Raw genomic sequence first — 19,168 nt, 5'->3', positions numbered from 1 at the left:
AATCATCAATACCTCATTCATTCTATCTCAAGATTTAGGAAAACACTCGCGATAAAGATCCCAAAGCTGTCGCTGATCGCTGCTCCACAAAGGACGATATTCCTCGCCTCGATAACCTGTCCAGTAATAATCGGGCTTAAACTCATCCATATTTTTTGGTTTCCCCAATTTTTCATATAGTGTTTCAGACAACACACATTCGACGCAGAAACGCTTCTCTGAGCTACTCTCCAATGGCTCCAGGTACTTTTCAAGCTCAGGCCTGCAAATAAGGTCTGCCTCCCAAGCCACTCTAGCAAACTGAAATGCAGGTCCATCGCACAAATGTTTATATAATCGTATCCCTGCTTCAGTACATTCAATTGCATCAACTAATGACCTCACTCCCGATCTGCTTAAATCGGATGACCATAAACCAAATGCATGGAGATCATAGGTGCCTGCCCATATATCAGGAGAACAATCAAACTCCCATTCTGTTTTTTTACCTGTCATTAACTCCAAAGTGAATCCGGAAAAGTGTGTTTTCATTGCTGCAAGTTCTTCTGGCGTATTACAGTCAACATATAGTTCGAAGATAATTGCCATTCTCCCCCCGTCTCAATTTTATTTCTCAAAGTAAATTATTGCATTCTGAGTTAGCAGGATTCTTTAACTATTGCAATATTAATCGCCTGATGCTTCTGTTATGCATCATCCTCTGTTAACTCTGTATAACATTCTTTGAATTCTTCTATAGCCATTAATTCATCAAAGACTAATTTGATATCAGGACTCGATTCCAATTTAGAAAGCAATGGTTCAATCGAATAGAGTTTTGCTTCGAAACGAATTTTTGGAAACTCCTCCTTGATCTCTTGAATTAGATCCTCTCTTTGAATTCCGTTTGCAGCAAAGCGAATCAGTAGCTCAATTGCATTGCCTTGAGTCCAATCGTATTCACCCCAGGCAATTTTTCGAATGAACGGAATTGCTTCTTCACCAAAATTATAAATCAATTCAAAAATTGAAAATTGACAAGCACTAAGCCACCCACCAAGTCCATGCTTTTCAATACTATAGCTTGTTGATTCTTCCGGCGGATGATGAAACATACTTTGTAGTTCTTTCAAATCATCCAAACGTAAACCTCGCTGTTTTTGTCTGGCAAGTTCACAAAATTCATCATCTAATCCACAAACCAATAAATGGTCTGCTAATTCTCCTACTATCAACTCACAATTTGATTTTTTCATACACTTCTTTCAAAAGAAGTTATTTAGTATCTTCATAGACGTATTCAAGAATAAAGCATCTCGCTCATTTTTTATAGAACATTTTCTCCAGCCACCTAATTGCCACTAAAAGTTTTTGCGGTATCACAAATTCAACGCTAATATGAAGATTTCATGTAAGTTGCTTCTAAGCCCTTGAATTCGCTTGAGATAGAAACACTTACAATACAAAATATTCATTCTAATTTGATTACATCTGAAAGCCCTCAGCAATCCCTACCACAAGGATACTCAAAGTATGCACGCCAACGGCTCTCACTTTATCCGCATCCTCTTTGCCGCGACACTCGCCTTTCAATTGATCCCTAAAACCACTGTGGCTTGTACCACGGCCGTCATTAGCAGCAAAGCCACCGTTGATGGGCGTCCTCTGCTTTGGAAGAACCGGGACACTTCAAATATTCACAACGAAGTTGTGCTGTTTAAAGAAGGGACTCTGCACGCAATAGGAGTGGTCAATGCAGGCAGCCGCAAATCGATTTATATGGGTGTGAATGAAGCCGGGTTCTGTATCGAAAATTCACTGAGTAAAGATCTGCGCGATTCCGATAAGACCAAAGGCGACACCAATGGCCGTTTCATGAAACGTGCGCTGGAAACCTGTAAGACGGTCGCCGATTTCAAAAAGTTGCTTGAACAGACGAACCAAACAGGCCGCCGCACCGCAGCGAATTTTGGTGTCATCGATGCAGAGGGAGGCGCTGCACTGTTTGAGACAGGGCCAAAAACCTACACCATGTTTGACGCAAATGATCCTACGGATGCCCCGAACGGTTATATTGTGCGTTCCAACTTCTCTACCACAGCCCAGGAGCTGCCAACCAATCCAACTAAAAAGCAGCTGGCCAGCATTTACTCTGCAAATCGCTACATCCAGGCATGCTCGCGTTTTGAATCTCAAAAAAATTCAGGAATCACTCTCAACTATGTAATCCGTAATCTGACGCGTGACCTTTCGACTAAGAATGGCAAGCCCTACCCCGGTTCTGTGAATGGAGTTGATAAACCATTACCAGCCACGATTTCTACAAAGAACACCATCAGCCGCGCGACAACGGTCTCAGCGGTAGTATTTCAAGGTATCAAACCTGGTGAAAAACCAGAGCTGACGACCATGTGGACAATTCTCGGTAACCCCAGTTTTTCTGTTGCTGTCCCTTGTTGGGTTAACGTTATGGAAGTTGCTGACCCACTCACTGGCAGCAAAGGGGGCGAGCTTGGTGAAATCGCGATAACCCTTCGAAGCTGGAGCAAAACAGCAGATGGCAAAAAGATCAACACGGAATACCTGCCAGGAATTTGGAACGACCTTTGGCCTCAAGAAGATCACATTCTCAAGTTGACTTCACAAGCGCAAGAGAAATGGAGAAAACAAGGTGTTTCGGATCACGCCTTAACCTGTTTCCATAAAAAAATGACGATGCTGGCAATGAAGGCCATGCAGCAGGAACTCCGCGAAATGAAACAGGCGGCGCTCTCACTACCAGCCCCGGCACCGCCGCGTTTTGCTCCTGTCAAAAAAACCATTATCGTTCCGTAATAAAAACAAGAGACGTAAATCATAACACTTTGCGAATGTATTAAAATAATAAGGATTCTAACCATGAGGCGTGTCCCACTCTGCGGTTTACGAATAGGTCTGGTGTTGATCACAGGATTCATCAATGCCACTATGTGGGCAGACGATATTCCTTCCTCACAGACAACAAAACTGGTGCGCGTGGCGATATATGATTTTCCTAAATCCAAATCATCTGGCCCCGAGCACCTGATGAAGTTTCTGACTCCTACCTATGGTTTTCAGAGTACCATCGTCAGTCCTGCCGAAATCCGTGATGGGGCGCTTCAGAATTATGATGTCCTCATCTGCCCCGGCGGTAGTGGAAGCCGTCAAGCCAAAGAACTTAAAGAAGCAGGGCGCACCGCCGTCCGCAAGTTTGTGCGTAATGGGGGTGGTTATGTGGGAATCTGCGCGGGTGCCTATCTTGCTTCTACCCATTACACGTGGTCACTGGGAGTCATCAATGCGCGTGTCTGGGATCGAGCACACTGGGCACGAGGAAAAAAACAGGTTTCCATCAGATTAACTCCCTCAGGCCGTGAAGTGCTCAGCAAATCAAAAGAAAAATTCGACATCTATTATGCAAACGGACCGCTACTGGTTCCCGACAATCAACCGAATCTCCCCGGCTACGAAGTGCTAGCCAGATATAATACTGAAGTCACCCGCAACGGAGCCCCGCAACATGCCATGGTCGGCACTCACGCCATCATCCGCTCCAAATTCGGAGCAGGCCGCGTGATCTGCTTCAGCCCCCATGCCGAAATGAAGAACGGGCCAAAATCCTTAGTCGCCTCCGGCGTCTACTGGGCTTCGAATGCTGAATAAGACTGCTCGTAACTTAACTCTGTTGCATTATTATACGGTAAGTTTCGTTCTGCTCTCGAGAAGTTGTTTCCTCATCACTACCAGCGCTGTCACTTCGAGAAATCAGTATAGACAATCTTCGTATCCCCTACAGTGATGTCACCGACCTTAAGGCCATCAGATGCGTTCGGGAAATATTTTTCGAGCGTAGTCACTGGAACAATGGGAATACCCTTTTGTGTTTGAATATACAAAGTGTGACCTTTTGCTTGCGGAAGGTAAGTGTCGTATTGTGTATTAAATGACTTAACAACGATCAGACCTTTTTGTTGAGCCGTTCTTGTCAATATCTGGTAGTAGGGAGAATTTCCAATCACAAAACACTTTGGATCAAGAGTGTCTGCGCTCGCCATATTGACAGGAAGTAGTCCTTCGTCAAGTTGAGAAAAGTAGGTCTTCGTTTGTTGCTTCCATGCTTCCCACTGCAAAGACATGATCATCGCTTTGGGATCATTGCCTTTGTGATAAGCAAACCGATTCCCGGGAAGAATACGCGCCTTGGGAGAGTAATCGACGTAGACCCTTTTCGCACCAGGATCCAACAGCACCCACTTCTGGTCGATATAAATTTCAAGAAAGACATGCCCCGACCAAGACTTGAACTGACGGCCTTTCTTAAAATCCCAAATCCATGGTACATCCATTGTCTTCACCCAGACTGTCGGAATACCTGCATGTTTCAATAGCACACCGCAGGCAATGGCATAATCAGCACAGCCTCCGTAGCAACCGTCCTGAATCACTGTGTCGTAGTTCCGCCATTGATAAGCCAGATCGGCCTGATATTTCAGATTTGTATTCATCCAGTTAAGCACATTCAATACCGTTTTGCGGTCACGATCCGCCTTAAACGCGAGTGCCTGCGTCTTAATCGCTTCTCGGTCTCCGAGGGTCGCAGGCATGGCAAGATACTTCGAGGGTGTTGTGTAGTCAATCGAATCAAATACTGGCTCCGACGCGAATGAAGTAGAGCCAAACATCACTAGAATTAAGAGTGATCGCCACATCGGTATTCTCCTGCCATAAAACAATTCTGAAATCAACATGGGAACGCCATCTCACACAAGTTATTTGCTAGTGATTCAGACGTCAAGCTTTTTATTACAAAAGAAGGTGCCAGTAAAACCCGCCTTCTTAGTTGCCAATGGGCAAACGATTGAAAAAGCAAACAACGCATCAGGTTGAATCAATTACTCAGACACCGGCCGATGTCGCTTGATTGTCAGCGGCCCCTGTTGGGCGTAGGGATGTTTGGCTTTGAGTTCTTTGTAACTTAGCCAACCGCGTGATGTATGAATCTGCTTCGCATCTGATGTTTCATAGGCAAAATGTAAGGGTTTCTGGTGCACTACAATCCGGTCAGGGTACACATCGAACGTGCACCAGCCAAAGGCCCCCTGACTCACAAGTGCTGTTCCCCCCAGTACCAAATAATGTGTCGCTTCTTCTTCAGCATGCCACAAGGCCCGATGATAATGACCACTCAGACTGAGTAGCACTTTGTACTGTTTCATCATCGCCCGCAGACGATCGCGGCCTTTCCCAATCTGATTGTATTTTCCGCGGCCGCGTTCGTTATTCTGCCAGGGAGAAACATGCAGCGCAATCACGATTTCTTCTCCTGCTTGTTCGGCCTTCTGAAATTCTGATTCGATCCAGCCCAATTGTTTGTCGTTCAGGCCAACATGGTTTCCTTCCGCGTCGATCACCACAAAACGAACCCCTTTATGCACCACCGAGTAATGCAGATCTCGGTAGAAATACCGCAGGAATAGTTCAGGAATCTCATGATTTCCCCGCACATAGTGATACGGCTTTTCAAACCGTTTCACTAATTCGGTCATCGCATCATAGAGTTTCAGATCTCTCTTTTCATGAACCATGTCACCCAGCATAAATGTCTGCTCCGCACCAGAGCGATTAATTTGATCGGTCGCCTGGGCGAAACGTGCCTTGTCGGTTTCAAAACCACCAAATCCAAGTTGCGGATCACCCACGGCAGCGAAACGAAATATCAACCCCCGGTCTGGTTTCGGCAACAATCGTGGTAAATCAAATCCTTCAGGCGCCGTACGTGACACAAGAAGATTGTCGATCAAAGCAGGGTCATCAGGAGTTCCAGCTACACCAAGATAGACATGAGACAAAGCGGCTTGGCTGGTTAATGGCATTTCTTCACCCAGTGTTTGATGATCAACCCAGCAGGCGTAGGTTTTGAGATCGAAATCGATGCGCGCTGTCATGGTGTGCCAGCGTTGCTCGAATGGTGTCTTTGTATAGAGGCGCCAATAGGGTCGATTGAACACGGAATGCCAGCGCATTTGCGTGTCCTTCGAACCTTTTTCCTGAAAAGGAGCGGCGGCGATTCGCGCAATTACCTCATTCGCTTTCTGACCACGCATGTCGAAGAATGTACCGTTTTTCCATTGTTTCGGCGGCTTGAAGTGACACTGTAACCACACGACACCTTCAGAAACCGGTTTGGCAAGTTGCGTGCGGATCCCCCAACCATCGGTCCGAAACGGTTCGGGATGCGACACGGCAATAGCTTTTGAGCCATCGATCCCCACATCCTCTTTTATCATGGCCGTCGGCTTGACTTTGCCGGAAAAACCTTCAAAACCTTTCCACTGATCGGAAGCAATGATTGATTGCCCGCCGGAATACGATTCGAAATCGTCTGCAAGCAAAACACTTTTCTCAGACGCAACGAGGTCCGAGATCATCGCTGTTTGGACAATGACTACACAAAACCAGCCAATAGCCAGCATCAAGATCAGCGAGGTGTAGCGAAGATTCCTGCCAGCCTGGTTTCGATCAATCATATCCCGATTCCTGAAAGATGTAATAAAATGAAAGTACCCGACTAAATGAGTCAAATCATTTAGTCGGGCCTCCAATGATTACAACATAATCGACCAGCAAGATCAAATCGTATTCGAAAAGAGGCTAGATCCCCCCCACTCCGCCACTTCCTACCGTGAACGGTTCAGTCTTAACCTTCGGACATATCCGCTTCAACAACATTCTCTGCAAAGCTCTGGTATGCCGCACCAATCTGTTTCGCCATCGAGTCAGGGTAAGCGTGAGCGGCACCCGCTTTAAGTGCCGCAACAATTTCTTCACCTACCAGTTCTGGTGGCTCTGCAATTTCTGTCAGTTCCGCATCATGGCCCATGTCAGTCAAAATCGGTCCGGGATGAACACTTAACACAGCCGTTCCCTGTTCTTTCAAGAGTGTACTGAGTGCTTGAGTCACAGAATAAGCGGCAGCTTTAGACGCACAATAAGTCGTAAATTGAGGAAAGCATTTCATTGAAACAACAGAGTTGAGTTGAACAAAAGCACCACCGCCATTCGCTTTGAGCACAGGAGCAAACGCCTGAGCAATATGGATGAGACCATACACGTTCGTTTCCATTTCGAATTGCAACGCTTCAATCGCATCTTCAGACAAAGCAGTCGACGTTCGCAAAACACCCGCATTGTTAATCACAAGCGAAACATCACTGGCAGAACTGGCAGCCGCTTTAATCGTATCAGGTTTTGTCAAATCCAATTCAATCGGAACGATTTTATCCCCATGAGCCTCAGTCAGCGCAGCCGCCGATGCCACATTCCGCACAGCAGCATAGATTTTCGCAGCACCATGTTTCAAAAGCGACTCCACAATCGCTTTACCAATACCTCGATTTGCACCAGTCACGAGAACAGTCTTGTCACGCACATCATAGCTCATATTGGCTTCCTTGTTTCTACTTCGGCTGTGAACACGCACCGGTCTGGCGCTATTTTAGTCTCCAAACGCAAAAGCATTGTAGGCGCTGGTTCGCATTTGGCAACTCAGAAGATTTATAACGGGAGGGATTATACTTTCAGAACTTCTAACTTGTTAACCAAAGACGATTGTGGTGATGTAGTCGCTCATGATTTAGCTGAATCTTCTGCACTCGCTTATTCTGTCTCGCCTTTACCTCTTCGCTTGACTTTAATATACCGCACTACATCCCCGATCGTCTGAATCTTGTCGTAGTCATCATCAGGAATTTGCATATCATACTCATCTTCTAACTTCATCACGAGCTCAACAAGGTCTAGAGAATCAGCATTCAAATCCGCGAATCGAGAATCTACTGTGATCGCATAAGGCGTAGTGCCGAGCAAATCTAGTGATATTTTCGTTATTGATTCGACAAGTTCAACAGAGGCCCACAACAGGAAACCGCAGTTAGGGCAAGGGGCATCACCTGCCGGCTCAGAGTATTCGATGTTAACGCTTGCCCCGCATAGAGGACAATGGCTCGGAAATCCTTCAGGAGTGCGGGAGGAGACATTCATATTCGATTCGGAACGTTAGCGGTTATGATTGGCGCAATATCTTCTCATAATTCAAGCATGGGCTATGCTTAGCAGATTAACTTTATAACAACTATCAAATAAATCAATAGATGATCTGTAGACGCCCCCCACAGATGTTGAGATCAACGTTACCTGCTGTCGTCGAATTTTCAATATATCCACGCACGCAATTGAACTTCAGACTGATACTCTTGCTGAGAAACCAATTCACGGCGAATTCTATGGAATTCAGACGCCCCCCCTGGATGTTCTTGTCGTTCAGATTCAGGTAGGTCCCACGCACTGCCACTTCCCAGGCACCCCATCCACCATCAAAAAACCCCTCATTGGGTTCTAATGTGTCGAAGACCCCTGTTTTGCGGTTATAGGGACGTGTTTCCCCTGTTAAGAACCAACCAATTTGTGAATAGCCACCATAAAACATCAATGGTGGGCCGCCGATTTGATCGACTAATGCGTACGTCATTTCGCTTTGATAATTTAACGAGCCAAGTGTTCCTGCCAATTCATAGTTAAACAAGTTGACTCCCTGGGCAGGGATAGTTCCGGTATCGACTAATATAGGAACGCCAGGTGAGTTGATGCCTGGCTCCTGGTTTGAAAAGAAACTCAACTTTGCATCATACCTGACAGATTTATTGAAAGGCTGAAGATAACTATAGTTAAACCCCGTGTGGAGTAGATAGCGACCATTGTCTTCGTACCACGGGAGGATAGTCGTCCGTAACGCAACACCTTGACCATCTTCTGCATGATTAAGGACCAGCCCTCCCTGCCCCACCCGAAAGCCAGCTAGCGACCATGTCCCCTGCTCATCCACAAAAGTTCCGTCTGCCCAGATCCCGACTTGCCGAAACGGAGTAAACGTAAAAAAAGGGGCCCGTTCAACGAAAGTGAAATCTTTTGAAGAAGTGAGAGCCTCAAGTTGAAAAGGAACTTTCGTGTTCCCCAAAACCAATCGATCCGCAAAAGGCCGCTCTTTAAAATCGATAAATACATCACGAGCGCTAGGATGATTTGCAGCGGCAAAATCTACATCTAGTTTGTAACCAACGTTAGTCCGGAGATCTCCAATCAGAGCAAGCCGTGCGCGGCGAACAGCCGTCTTATCATTGATGACTCCGAACGCTGCCCGAGTAGCCGCTGACTCGTTGAAGGCGGCAGAGTCGAATTGAAGGAAACCACTAAGCTCGCCAGTCGGGTATTGACGGTGATCCCATTCACATTCGACGCAGGGATCTAAGTCAGTGTAATGCTCTGTGAAGGGGCTAACAAATTGATCATCCTGGCCACTTTGATGCTGAGTCGCTTCATCCAGATAGTGATCTGGTTGAACCAATGGGTCAATTGGCTCGGGTGGTACTCCTCCAAAGATTTTCTGCCCTGAAAGCGAAATGCACCAACCCAGCGAGAATAACAATCCCACTATCAGCAATCTTGCCTTCATTTTGATTGGTTGCCCCAACATAGACCGCAGTTGAACCTCTTGAATATTCATCTGACGAGGATTCCACGTTTACTGCAGGGCTTAGCGTTTAATTTGGAGATCGGCCTATGTACTTTATGCAGCAAGAATCGGCGTATAATGATCCTGAAATAAGTGGTCTTACATTGCCTTTCCCAGTTCAAATTGAAGCCACTTGAGAAAAACAATGGGTTATCATTATATCGGTTAAATTAGATAGTCTCACTTAAACGATTTGAGAGAACACTAGCTATATTGCTTGAAGAGCAGAGTGTTTTTGTAAAGCAAGTTAAAAGCTTTAGAATCTGTACGGATTATGCCGGTTGAATCAGCGAGGTACTCATAAAAGTGGTGTCACCAGAGCCATTGCGGAGATTGATCCTCACAAATCGAGAGTTGACTATATTCGCACTAGATACAATGAAAAGTGCACCGGCCGATAAAGGCCGGTGCACTTAATTTCTGCGAATGAAACGAGCGCTTACTTAACCCGCACCAGCTTCATTAAACGTCCCGATACGTTCCAGTCTTGCACATACAGGTTGCCATCTTTGTCCCAATAGGAACCGTGTGTGCCACTGAAGATACCTTCGCGCCACTTGTCTTGTGGCACGTTGAAATTCACTCTGGTTTTGGGATCCGAATTATGACCAAGTACGGCCATAATCGTATTACTCTTATCCAGAATCACAAGCCGCCCATGCAAATCGGGCACCGAAACAAATTCTCCCTGAATGGATGCGGAAGTCGGCATTCCCAGACCGGTGATCACAACGTCCATGAAGTTTCCGTCGAGGTCGTAGTGCAATAGCCGGCCCTTGGGTTTGTGGTTACGGTCGCAAATCAAAAGGCGCGGAGGATCATATCGCGTATCCAGTGTCATGCCGTGAGCGGTATTGAACTCCTTCAGACCATTCCCTTTCTTGCCAAAGTGCTTGAGGTATTTCCCGTTCTTGTCGAACTTGAAAATGTGATTACTCGCGTAGCCGTCCGCCAGGATGATATCTCCGTTGGGAGCAACCGTGATCGCCGTTGGATTGAACTTCTTCAAATTCAGTCCCGATTCCTTAGGAAACGGGAGCTTCAACACAATCTCTCCAGTCACGGCATTGAACTTGATCCCCTCGGCGTTCGCATTTCGTGCCCCATAGATAAATTCGCCGTCCGCTTCATCACGGATTTCCATGTCGTGGATATTGGAATATTCGTCCCCCAGGAAACGACGAACCACTTTCCCATCCGGCGAGAACACAATCACGCCAATCCTGGCACTGGTGTAGATATTCCCTGCTTTATCGATGACCACACCACCGTGTGTCGGCCCTAGAACTGAGCGGCCTTCTTCATCAAAGCCCCAACCAGGCACGGTGTCAAACGTCATGATCCCACTGCCCATCCGCACCGGAGCAACCTTCTCTGCCGCAAACACCGGCAGCGAGATACAAAGCAAAACAGTCACAGCAATATAAATCGAACACTTCTTCATAATCCAGGTTCCTGTTATTTCCTAGTTGTCATGGAATGGTCAGCCATCCACTGAAGTAGATCTAAAATACGAAATCACGGCAGATCAGAACTGATCACCAGCATCTCCAGTATCTAGGACCTCGCTACAGATTTCAAGCAGAGGATGTAAAAAGCCACAATGAAGACGCTTGGGACAATGCAGCAAATGAAGGATCTTCTACAAAACGTACCTCATTGTAGATACAGCGCACTGAAACGAATATCGGTTTTCTCATTTCCTTCGAAGATCACCTTCATCCGAATGCGGTCTGGTAAATTATTGATCTCATGCTTACCATTCCATGTGATGGGGGTCTGGAAACCACTCTTGTTTACGGTTGCTGCATTCTCACCCGAGAACTCTGCCAGGGGAATCGTGTTGTCGTTCAAGAGTTCGATTTTGAGCTGGGCTGCCTCGCTCAGTCCATCGGCGTTGACATAAAAGCGATGTGCCACTTCCCCCTTCAAATTCACGGCGGCGGTGATGAACTCGCTTTTGATCTTTGGTAGCTGGTAGTTACCGTTGCCCTTAGTGGTTTCATCGACTTTCAGATCCGCAAAGCGGTCGCGTGGGAGCGTGGTGATGCCGACTCCACCTCGTGGTGGTGAACCTTGCCAATTACGTGGATCCCAGGCCCCATAATAAATGTAAGTCTGGTTCCCGACGTTTTCGAAGCCTTGCCCCTGAAGCAAACCACCTTGATCCCAGGCCCACTCCTTGCCGCGTTTCAGGAATACCCATTCATGAGCGGGCTCACGAAATTGAACACCATCGTTACTAACGACAAACCCTAAGTCGACAGTGACATTTTCCCATTCTTTCGCACCGTGCCAGATTCCTGAGATACCAACGAGCACATTCCCACGATTCCACACACTCACGCCTTCATGGTTTTGCTCACCCTCACGACTCTTACCGGGTCCCAGCAGTTTGTGCTGCGCGTCACGTACGAAACCAACCGTGCTGGCATGGGACCAATTCACGAAGTCAGGCGAGATGAATTGTCGTACCAACCGACCATGATAGGGACGTGACGCCACAATCGCATTTTGACCGTTAAGGTAATACAAACCATCCCACTTGTAGAGCCCACCCACCGGCTCGAAATGCAATGCTGGCAATACCATGTCTTTCTGTGGTAGCTCTGCACCAACAGGCTTCGTATCAATCAACAATTTCCATCGCAGACCATCTGCACTTGCATAAGGAGCGAACGTCCCCAGCCGTACATCGTTCTTGGGAAACCAAACATGTGTCCCCATTTTATAGCGCTGGGTCGGATCGGAATCATCCGGCTCAAATAGTACTTTTAGATTCACAGTTCCCAGTCGGGGTTCCATCAACACCAGATTGTTATTGCGATTACCATTATATTCCACCAGTCCCAAATTCGGCTTGGTCCAATGCACACCATCTATACTTTCAGCATATGCCACACGCCACGGCGACGATCGAGGCACACTTCGATCAAGCCGATCATCACCCGCCGCCACATACCACATACGAAACTTGTCATTCTCTCGAATGACTGAGCCGTAAAACTGTACGGCCCACGAATCGGGAGTTCCCGGCGGACCACGACGCAGAACAGGGTTTGCCGGGTGTCTCTGCGGTGATCGCATTTCGAGTTTGAGGTTTTGCATAAAGGGAATGGAGACGTCATCAAAAGCAAACAACGTAATCGCTTTCGTCTCATCAAAGTATTTGGAATCGCTGACTTTCGACTTTTCAGAAAATGAAGTGAAAGATTCTGGAACGATCTCTTGAGTTCTATTCTCTGTCTGTAATGATTTTTTTTGTGGCGTCTCAGTCTGAGTTGGCCGAGTGTTATCACACGCCGTGATCAAGCTGAACATCAAACTAACGTAGAGAAACCGCCCCCCACTCATAATGGAACCACAACTTAGTTCAGACATTGCTCACCTCTCATAAAAGTGTTTGTGAACTTTTATCGTAATCAATCCCCACCCTCGAATCGAGAACTTAATGCTTATATACGAAGGGATTCAGGCTGAATTTTGATTTAAAGCTTCATTGCGATCTTGATCCTTTTACAAAGATCTGATGCTTGTAAATTCTGCCAGAGTAGATGTAATTCTGATCGTAGATTCGTTGCAAATCAGCTTGCCAGTTTGTATTTCTCCCCTAAATTCACGTATCGTCACTTTGGCATACACTTTGCTATTCTGGTGATACGTTGAGCAAAGAGAGTTTGCTCATTTTCCGATTTCATTCATGGAGGATTAGTACATGAAACTGCTACTTGCATTGTTGTGCAGCACGGTTGCTGCGGCTTCTACAACAAACGTCAATAATTCGGGATTTGAAAACATTAGTGAGCGCACTAAGTTGCCCGTTGGTTGGGGGTATACCTCACTTCCCGGTCAGTCTGATCTGGTTCAATATAAAGTCACTACTGTGCCGGGTGATGAAAGTTCCAAGGCACTCGCGATCACAGTTTCCAGTAACCACCCCGATCAACGAGTTGCGTATAACGCATTTCAAGACGTCCCGGGCATTGAAAGTGGTAAAACGTACAAAGTATCTGCTCGCGTACAAACGCGTGGTTTAGAAACGATGCCCATGGTGGCTGTGCAGTGTATTGATCAAACAGGGAAAAAATATCTTGGTTTTGCACGAACGCCCGAACGAAAACTTCAGCAGGACATAAAAGAATGGCAGTCAGTTGAGACGATGGTAACCGTTCCTGCAGGAACAGCAAAATTCCGATTGCGTGCAGGTATTCCCGCCCAGGGTAATGCGGGTGGCACAGCGATCCTCGACGACATCACTGTGACAGAAGTCGAGAGCAAATAGACAAACTGATCGCCTTCTAACAAGTAGATCTCAAACAAATATCTCGTAAAACATTGTGCTCAAGAGTGAACTATGCAGACACTCTTGAGCTTGTTTTTCGACAAATTCTATTAGTCGTATTGACTCGAAATCGATTTATAAGATCATCACTGAAAGATCTTATTTGGAATCAGCGCCAGCATCAGAATCGGGAGGTGTCGTTTTCGCTTCCGGTTCGACTGCCTGTGTCGCGGATGCTAGCTCTTCCTCTGCCTGTGATTCCAGCATGGCACTGCCAACTTCACCAGCGGGAACAGGCTGCTTCGCCAGTTTGCGTAATACGACGTAGAACACGGGCGTGAGAAACAACCCGAAGATCGTAACGCCAAGCATCCCGCTGAAGACGGCGGTGCCGAGTGCCTGACGCATCTCGGCTCCCGCACCAGTTGCAATTAAAAGTGGAATGACTCCCAGAATGAATGAGAAGGCGGTCATCATGATCGGGCGTAGTCGCAAACGACAGGCTTCCACTGCGGCTGCGAAGCGGTCTTTCCCTTTGTCTTCTTCCGCTTTGGCAAATTCGACGATTAAAATGGCATTTTTACAGGCAAGCCCTACCAGAACAACAAAGCCGATCTGAGTGAGGATGTTGTTGTCCATCCCTCGCAGCCAGACGCCAAAAATCGCGAATAGCAGGCACATTGGTACAATCAAAATAACAGCAAGGGGTAATAACCAGCTTTCGTATTGCGCAGAAAGCGCCAAAAAGACAAATAGTACAGAAAGAGGGAAAATAAAAAGTGCCGTGTTGCCTGCTGCTTTCTCCTGATAAGAGAGATCGGTCCATTCGAATCCAAATCCCGGCGGTAGTGTCTCGTCGGCAATGCGTTCCATCGCCGCTAGTGCCTGCCCGGAGCTATAGCCCGGGAGTGTAGCACCATTGATATCTGCTGATGGGTAGAGATTATACCGAACGACTCGAGAGGGCGCCGTTGTTTCACGAATTGTCACAAGTGAACCTAAGGGAACGATTGCACCATTATTGCTGCGCGTACTGAGGCGTTCAATATCATGCCGCTCATCACGAAACTGCGATTTCGCTTGCGCGGTCACACGATAAGTCCGCCCCAGATAGTTGAAGTCGTTGACGTAAGAAGAACCAAGATAAATTTGCAATGCATCGAAGACATTATTTATGGGTACATCCAGCATCCGTACTTTCGTACGATCAACATCGGCATAAATTTGAGGCGTTGCGACCCTGAAATTAGAAAACACCTGAACCAGACCCGGCTCTTGGTTCGCCTTAGCGGCGATCTGACCCGTAACATCATTTAATGCAATTAGCCCAGCACCAGACCGATCTTGAATCTGCATTTTAAAACCGCCACCCGTTCCGATTCCCTGAACTGGAGGAGGCGGGATTACAAAAACCATTGCATCTTCAATTCCCGCCATGCGCTGACGTAGTCCCGCTAGAACCACATCTAGAGTCAGGCCTTGCTCAGCACGCTCGCGGGCGTCGCTCAGAACAGGAAAAATTGCGGCTGAGTTGGAACTGTTTGTACGAGTTGCTCCCGAGAATCCAGCAAAAGAGACCGCGTTTTCAATACCGGGAGTATCAAGCGCGGCCGCAACGACATCGCGTGTCACCTGATCGGTTCGATCCAGAGACGCGCCGTCAGGCAGGTCAATCGCAATGATGACATAGCCCTGATCTTGCTGCGGAATGAACCCGGTGGGTACCTGAGTAAAACCAAAGTAGGTCAGTCCTAATAAGCCTGCATAAATGAGCAACACAACAAAGCTCATATGGAGGACACGTGAGATCACGCGCGAGTAAAGTTCACTCGTCAGATCAAACGATTTGTTGAAGAGCTTGAAGAACCAACCCAGGACCCTTTCAATAAACCGACCAAACCAGTTCTTCTTTGCATCCTGCGGCCTGAGCAATAAAGCACATAAAGCTGGGCTCAGTGTGAGTGAGACAAATGTCGAAATCGAGGTTGAGACGGCAATCGTAATTGCAAATTGGCGATAAAATTGCCCACTGATTCCGGGAATAAATGCGGTCGGCACGAACACGGCGATGAGCACCAATGTCGTTGCAATCAGTGCCGAACCAACCTCATCCATTGCTTTTGTGGTAGCTTCTTTAGGCAAAAGTCCTTCTTTGATCAGTCGCTCTACGTTCTCAACAACGACAATTGCATCATCGACCACAATTCCAATCGCCAGGACCAGTCCAAAGAGAGACAAATTATTGAGACTGAAACCAATCCCCTGCATCACCGCAAAAGTTCCAATCAACGAAATTGGTATCGCGACAACCGGAATGATCGTCGAACGCCAGTTTTGCAGGAAGAGAAAGACCGTCAGGATCACCAGTAAACCTGCTATCCACAGGGTATTAAATACTTCAGCAATTGATTCTTCGACAAACGCAGTTGGATTATAAATCGCCTGATATTCCAGGCCAGGAGGAAAGCGTTCTGATAAACCTTCTACGGTATCGAGTACACTGCGTGTCGTCTCAATCGCATTAGAACCAGGACGTTGTGAAATGACCATCGCGACGGCTTTTTTCTCACCCATATAGCTACGGACAGAATAATCAGTCGCTCCCAACTCAATCCGCGCAACATCGCTCAGCCTCACCAGTCGACCATTGTCACCCGTCTTGACGATGATCTCGCCAAACTCTTCTGCTTCACGAAGACGACCTTGCGTATTGACGTTCACCTGGAAAGCGCCTTTCAGCGTATCCAGAGGTTGCTGACCAATGACTCCCGCCGCCACCTGAATATTTTGCTCGCGGAGTGCATTCACGACTTCACCTGAAGTGAGCTCTAATGCTGCCAACCGCTCAATATCTAACCAGATGCGCATAGAGTATTCGCTGGCGCCAAACAACTGCACGTTTCCAACACCATCAATGCGCGAGATCACATCACGCAACTGCAAATAGGCATAGTTACCTATATAAAGCTGATCGCGCGAATCATCAGGCGAATACAGATGAATCACCAGTAACAGGTCTGGGGAGTCCTTGCGTGTTGTCACGCCAATCTGCCTGACTTCTGGCGGGAGCCTGGGCTCTGCAATTGCGACGCGGTTCTGCACCAGGACTTGTGCCTGGTCCACGTCCATATCAATCCCAAAGGTGATCGTGATCTGCAGCGCACCATCTGAAGACGCTTCGGACTCCATGTAGAGCATCCCTTCGACACCATTGATTTCCTGTTCTAACGGTGTCGCTACCGTTTTCGAAATCACTTCTGGTGTCGCTCCCGGATAACTCGCACGCACGACAACCGTCGGTAGCGCTACTTCCGGATATTGACCAACGGGTAACTGAAAGTAAGCCAGAAAGCCAACCAGTACAATGATAATTGAGAGTACAGACGCAAAGATGGGACGGTTAATAAAGAAGTGAGAGAACTTCATGGATCTCACTCCTTATCTGCTTTGGTGTTCGTTCCGGATTGAGGCAGGCGATACCGTTCAGCGTTGGCTTCAATTCCTTTTGGTATTTTTGCCATCGTGCGTGAAAGCCACTTTTCTTTTGGTACAGGCACATAATTATCTGGTAAGTCACTGGCAACTGGTTCGATGGTTTCATTCGAGGTCTCAACGGTGATTCCAGGGTAAACCCGTTGCAGGCCACGTGTCACAATTTCTTCTGAACCATCAAGCCCGGAGCGAATAATCCGTAAACCATGAGAGATTGGACCCGTCGAAATGACCCGTCTATTGACCACCCCTTGCTCATCAATCACATACACAAACTTTTCAGATTGATCACTGCCGATGGCGCTGTCGGGTATCAAGACTGCGTCGTAACGACCACTGCCCGGTAACCGGAGTTTTACAAAGAGTCCCGGTGTTAACAATTCATCTTCATTGGCGAGGATCGCGCGGCCTCGCATCGTGCCCGTATTGACATCAATCCTGTTGTCAACAAAATCCATATGCCCATTGTGCGGATAACCCTGCTCGTCGATGAGTGCAACATAAACCGGATTTTTGACATCGCGGGAACTGGCGCGTTTTCCTTCACGCGCTAATCGCACATATTTCAAAAAATCATGCTCATTCGCATCAAAGTAACAATGAATGGGTTTGAGTGAAACGATCGTAGTGATCAATGTTGAAAGGCTTGTCCCTCCACTGATCAGGTTTCCTTCAGTCACATAACGTCGACTGATGCGGCCCGTAATTGGAGCGCGGATTTGTGTGTATTTCAGATTGAGCACAGCCGACTCGATATTAGCTTTCGCAGTCTCAATCGCAGCCTGAGCTGTTGCGATCCCAGCTTTGGCGGATTCAATTTTTGCGTTAGCTGCTTCGATGGCTGCGGTCGCCTGTAACTGTTCACTTTCCGTCACATCGATTTCTTCTTTTGTGACGGCTTTTCTGGCAAATAAGCGCTTTACACGATCCAGCCTACGATCAGCCAGGGTCAATTGTGCATTCACGTCAGACTTTTCGGCAATCGCCTGCTTGTAAAGTGAGTTCGCCTCCGCGAGTCTTGCAGTCGCTTCTTCCAGTCGCGCTTTGGCTGCGTTATGTTCCGCTTTGAATGGACGCTGGTCGATAATTGCCAGCAGGTCACCACTCTGTACCATTTGCCCTTCATCAAAATGTGTTGACTCAAGATAACCACTGACTCTGGCACGCACTTCAACGGAATCAATGGCATCCAGCCGCCCCGTGTATTCGTCCCATTCAACAATGGGCATCACAAGCGGTTTCGCGACAGTCACTTTGATAGCAACTGGAACTGGAGGTTTAGACGAGACTTCTTGTGTGCAGCCAACTACAAAAAACAGTGATGCACTGGTCACAAATCCTGCCGCTTGCCACATGAATTCTGAATACGATTTCATTCATACTCCAGGCTACTCAACGTTTGACGGTTCACTTCAATACATGAAAGCTGACAACCACCCTTCGGCGACGCCTTAAACAAACTTGTATTTAGAAAACATCTTAGACGATTGAGCGCATCATCAATTAGGCTGATTCTATCCTACAAATATATTGAATATCGTGCGTAATACTATGTTCAGAACTAGTCTAGGCATGACTTCTCCGTAAACAATCCGCAACATACGTATAGAATCTGATATGCCGATTAGAAGAGGTGCTCAGGCTCAGTAATTACAATGCTCGAAAGAAGTGACTGAGAACCTGTGAAGGTCAGAGTTTCCAATGACAGGAAAGGACAGTCTATTAATCATAAAGATGATACGATCTCGGAAGAAGACGCCAAATGGTCGAAGTCTTGTTCAGTGCGGATGATTATGCTGATACGGCAGTGTTACTTTCATCCGCGT

Annotated in this window: 14 protein-coding genes; 3 read left to right on the top strand and 11 right to left on the bottom strand. The window is 47.1% G+C overall.

Annotated features, from left to right (window positions below):
* Positions 1 to 27: 27 nt before the first annotated feature.
* Together V144x_RS06985 and V144x_RS06980 are read right to left on the bottom strand one after the other, a co-directional pair.
* Complete coding sequence (locus V144x_RS06985; protein ID WP_144983381.1) at positions 28 to 588, bottom strand: hypothetical protein; 561 nt, start codon at positions 586 to 588, stop codon at positions 28 to 30.
* 98 nt (positions 589 to 686) lie between these two features.
* The gene (locus V144x_RS06980) at positions 687 to 1,235 is read right to left on the bottom strand and encodes a hypothetical protein (RefSeq protein ID WP_144983378.1); all 549 of its coding nucleotides are present in this window, start codon (positions 1,233 to 1,235) and stop codon (positions 687 to 689) included.
* Between the two features lie 277 nt (positions 1,236 to 1,512).
* On the opposite strand from V144x_RS06980, the gene V144x_RS06975 reads away from it, so the two are divergent.
* Together V144x_RS06975 and V144x_RS06970 are read left to right on the top strand one after the other, a co-directional pair.
* Positions 1,513 to 2,814, top strand: a complete 1,302-nt coding sequence (locus V144x_RS06975) for a carcinine hydrolase/isopenicillin-N N-acyltransferase family protein (RefSeq protein ID WP_144983375.1) — start codon at positions 1,513 to 1,515, stop codon at positions 2,812 to 2,814.
* A gap of 63 nt (positions 2,815 to 2,877) precedes the next feature.
* Entirely contained in the window at positions 2,878 to 3,663 is a 786-nt protein-coding gene (locus tag V144x_RS06970; RefSeq protein WP_232102745.1) for a BPL-N domain-containing protein, read from the top strand.
* Between the two features lie 89 nt (positions 3,664 to 3,752).
* Here the strand turns inward: V144x_RS06970 and V144x_RS06965 are convergent, their stop codons facing one another.
* From V144x_RS06965 to V144x_RS06935, 7 genes are all read right to left on the bottom strand, one after another.
* Entirely contained in the window at positions 3,753 to 4,709 is a 957-nt protein-coding gene (locus tag V144x_RS06965; protein ID WP_197998799.1) for a transglutaminase domain-containing protein, read from the bottom strand.
* Positions 4,710 to 4,892: 183 nt separating this feature from the next.
* Positions 4,893 to 6,527, bottom strand: coding sequence for a metallophosphoesterase family protein (locus tag V144x_RS06960; RefSeq protein WP_144983369.1), 1,635 nt, complete (start codon positions 6,525 to 6,527; stop codon positions 4,893 to 4,895).
* 170 nt (positions 6,528 to 6,697) lie between these two features.
* On the bottom strand, positions 6,698 to 7,441 hold the full coding sequence (locus V144x_RS06955) for an SDR family oxidoreductase (RefSeq protein ID WP_144983366.1): 744 nt from the start codon (positions 7,439 to 7,441) through the stop codon (positions 6,698 to 6,700).
* Between the two features lie 215 nt (positions 7,442 to 7,656).
* Positions 7,657 to 7,917 (bottom strand): acyl carrier protein, encoded by a 261-nt coding sequence (acpP, locus tag V144x_RS06950; RefSeq protein WP_232102825.1) that lies wholly within the window; start codon positions 7,915 to 7,917, stop codon positions 7,657 to 7,659.
* Between the two features lie 226 nt (positions 7,918 to 8,143).
* Positions 8,144 to 9,559: an OprO/OprP family phosphate-selective porin gene (locus tag V144x_RS06945; RefSeq protein WP_144983361.1), complete on the bottom strand. Its 1,416-nt coding sequence runs from the start codon at positions 9,557 to 9,559 to the stop codon at positions 8,144 to 8,146.
* A gap of 448 nt (positions 9,560 to 10,007) precedes the next feature.
* The gene (locus V144x_RS06940; protein ID WP_232102744.1) at positions 10,008 to 10,907 is read right to left on the bottom strand and encodes a 6-bladed beta-propeller; all 900 of its coding nucleotides are present in this window, start codon (positions 10,905 to 10,907) and stop codon (positions 10,008 to 10,010) included.
* A gap of 317 nt (positions 10,908 to 11,224) precedes the next feature.
* A complete protein-coding gene (locus V144x_RS06935) occupies positions 11,225 to 12,949 on the bottom strand; it encodes a glycoside hydrolase family protein (RefSeq protein ID WP_144983354.1) in 1,725 nt (574 codons plus the stop codon).
* Positions 12,950 to 13,283: 334 nt separating this feature from the next.
* Between V144x_RS06935 and V144x_RS06930 the strand changes: the two genes are divergently transcribed.
* Entirely contained in the window at positions 13,284 to 13,850 is a 567-nt protein-coding gene (locus tag V144x_RS06930) for a hypothetical protein (protein WP_144983348.1), read from the top strand.
* Positions 13,851 to 14,009: 159 nt separating this feature from the next.
* Here the strand turns inward: V144x_RS06930 and V144x_RS06925 are convergent, their stop codons facing one another.
* Together V144x_RS06925 and V144x_RS06920 are read right to left on the bottom strand one after the other, a co-directional pair.
* Positions 14,010 to 17,276: an efflux RND transporter permease subunit gene (locus tag V144x_RS06925; RefSeq protein WP_144983345.1), complete on the bottom strand. Its 3,267-nt coding sequence runs from the start codon at positions 17,274 to 17,276 to the stop codon at positions 14,010 to 14,012.
* Between the two features lie 5 nt (positions 17,277 to 17,281).
* Complete coding sequence (locus V144x_RS06920; protein WP_232102743.1) at positions 17,282 to 18,718, bottom strand: efflux RND transporter periplasmic adaptor subunit; 1,437 nt, start codon at positions 18,716 to 18,718, stop codon at positions 17,282 to 17,284.
* Positions 18,719 to 19,168: the final 450 nt, after the last annotated feature.

The organism is Gimesia aquarii, assembly GCF_007748195.1.
In the GTDB taxonomy this organism is placed as follows: domain Bacteria; phylum Planctomycetota; class Planctomycetia; order Planctomycetales; family Planctomycetaceae; genus Gimesia; species Gimesia aquarii.
This window is presented reverse-complemented; position numbering and strand designations above follow the sequence as displayed.

Bases quoted from the DNA above. Each gene is read 5' to 3' on its own strand.
- V144x_RS06960 (WP_144983369.1), bottom strand. From the start codon at position 6,527: ATGATTGATCGAAACCAGGCTGGCAGGAATCTTCGCTACACCTCGCTG.
- V144x_RS06925 (WP_144983345.1), bottom strand. From the start codon at position 17,276: ATGAAGTTCTCTCACTTCTTTATTAACCGTCCCATCTTTGCGTCTGTA.
- V144x_RS06985 (WP_144983381.1), bottom strand. From the start codon at position 588: ATGGCAATTATCTTCGAACTATATGTTGACTGTAATACGCCAGAAGAA.
- V144x_RS06965 (WP_197998799.1), bottom strand. From the start codon at position 4,709: ATGTGGCGATCACTCTTAATTCTAGTGATGTTTGGCTCTACTTCATTC.
- V144x_RS06970 (WP_232102745.1), top strand. From the start codon at position 2,878: ATGAGGCGTGTCCCACTCTGCGGTTTACGAATAGGTCTGGTGTTGATC.
- V144x_RS06955 (WP_144983366.1), bottom strand. From the start codon at position 7,441: ATGAGCTATGATGTGCGTGACAAGACTGTTCTCGTGACTGGTGCAAAT.
- V144x_RS06920 (WP_232102743.1), bottom strand. From the start codon at position 18,718: ATGAAATCGTATTCAGAATTCATGTGGCAAGCGGCAGGATTTGTGACC.
- V144x_RS06940 (WP_232102744.1), bottom strand. From the start codon at position 10,907: ATGACGTTTGACACCGTGCCTGGTTGGGGCTTTGATGAAGAAGGCCGC.
- V144x_RS06935 (WP_144983354.1), bottom strand. From the start codon at position 12,949: ATGTCTGAACTAAGTTGTGGTTCCATTATGAGTGGGGGGCGGTTTCTC.
- V144x_RS06980 (WP_144983378.1), bottom strand. From the start codon at position 1,235: ATGAAAAAATCAAATTGTGAGTTGATAGTAGGAGAATTAGCAGACCAT.
- V144x_RS06975 (WP_144983375.1), top strand. From the start codon at position 1,513: ATGCACGCCAACGGCTCTCACTTTATCCGCATCCTCTTTGCCGCGACA.
- V144x_RS06930 (WP_144983348.1), top strand. From the start codon at position 13,284: ATGAAACTGCTACTTGCATTGTTGTGCAGCACGGTTGCTGCGGCTTCT.
- V144x_RS06945 (WP_144983361.1), bottom strand. From the start codon at position 9,559: ATGAATATTCAAGAGGTTCAACTGCGGTCTATGTTGGGGCAACCAATC.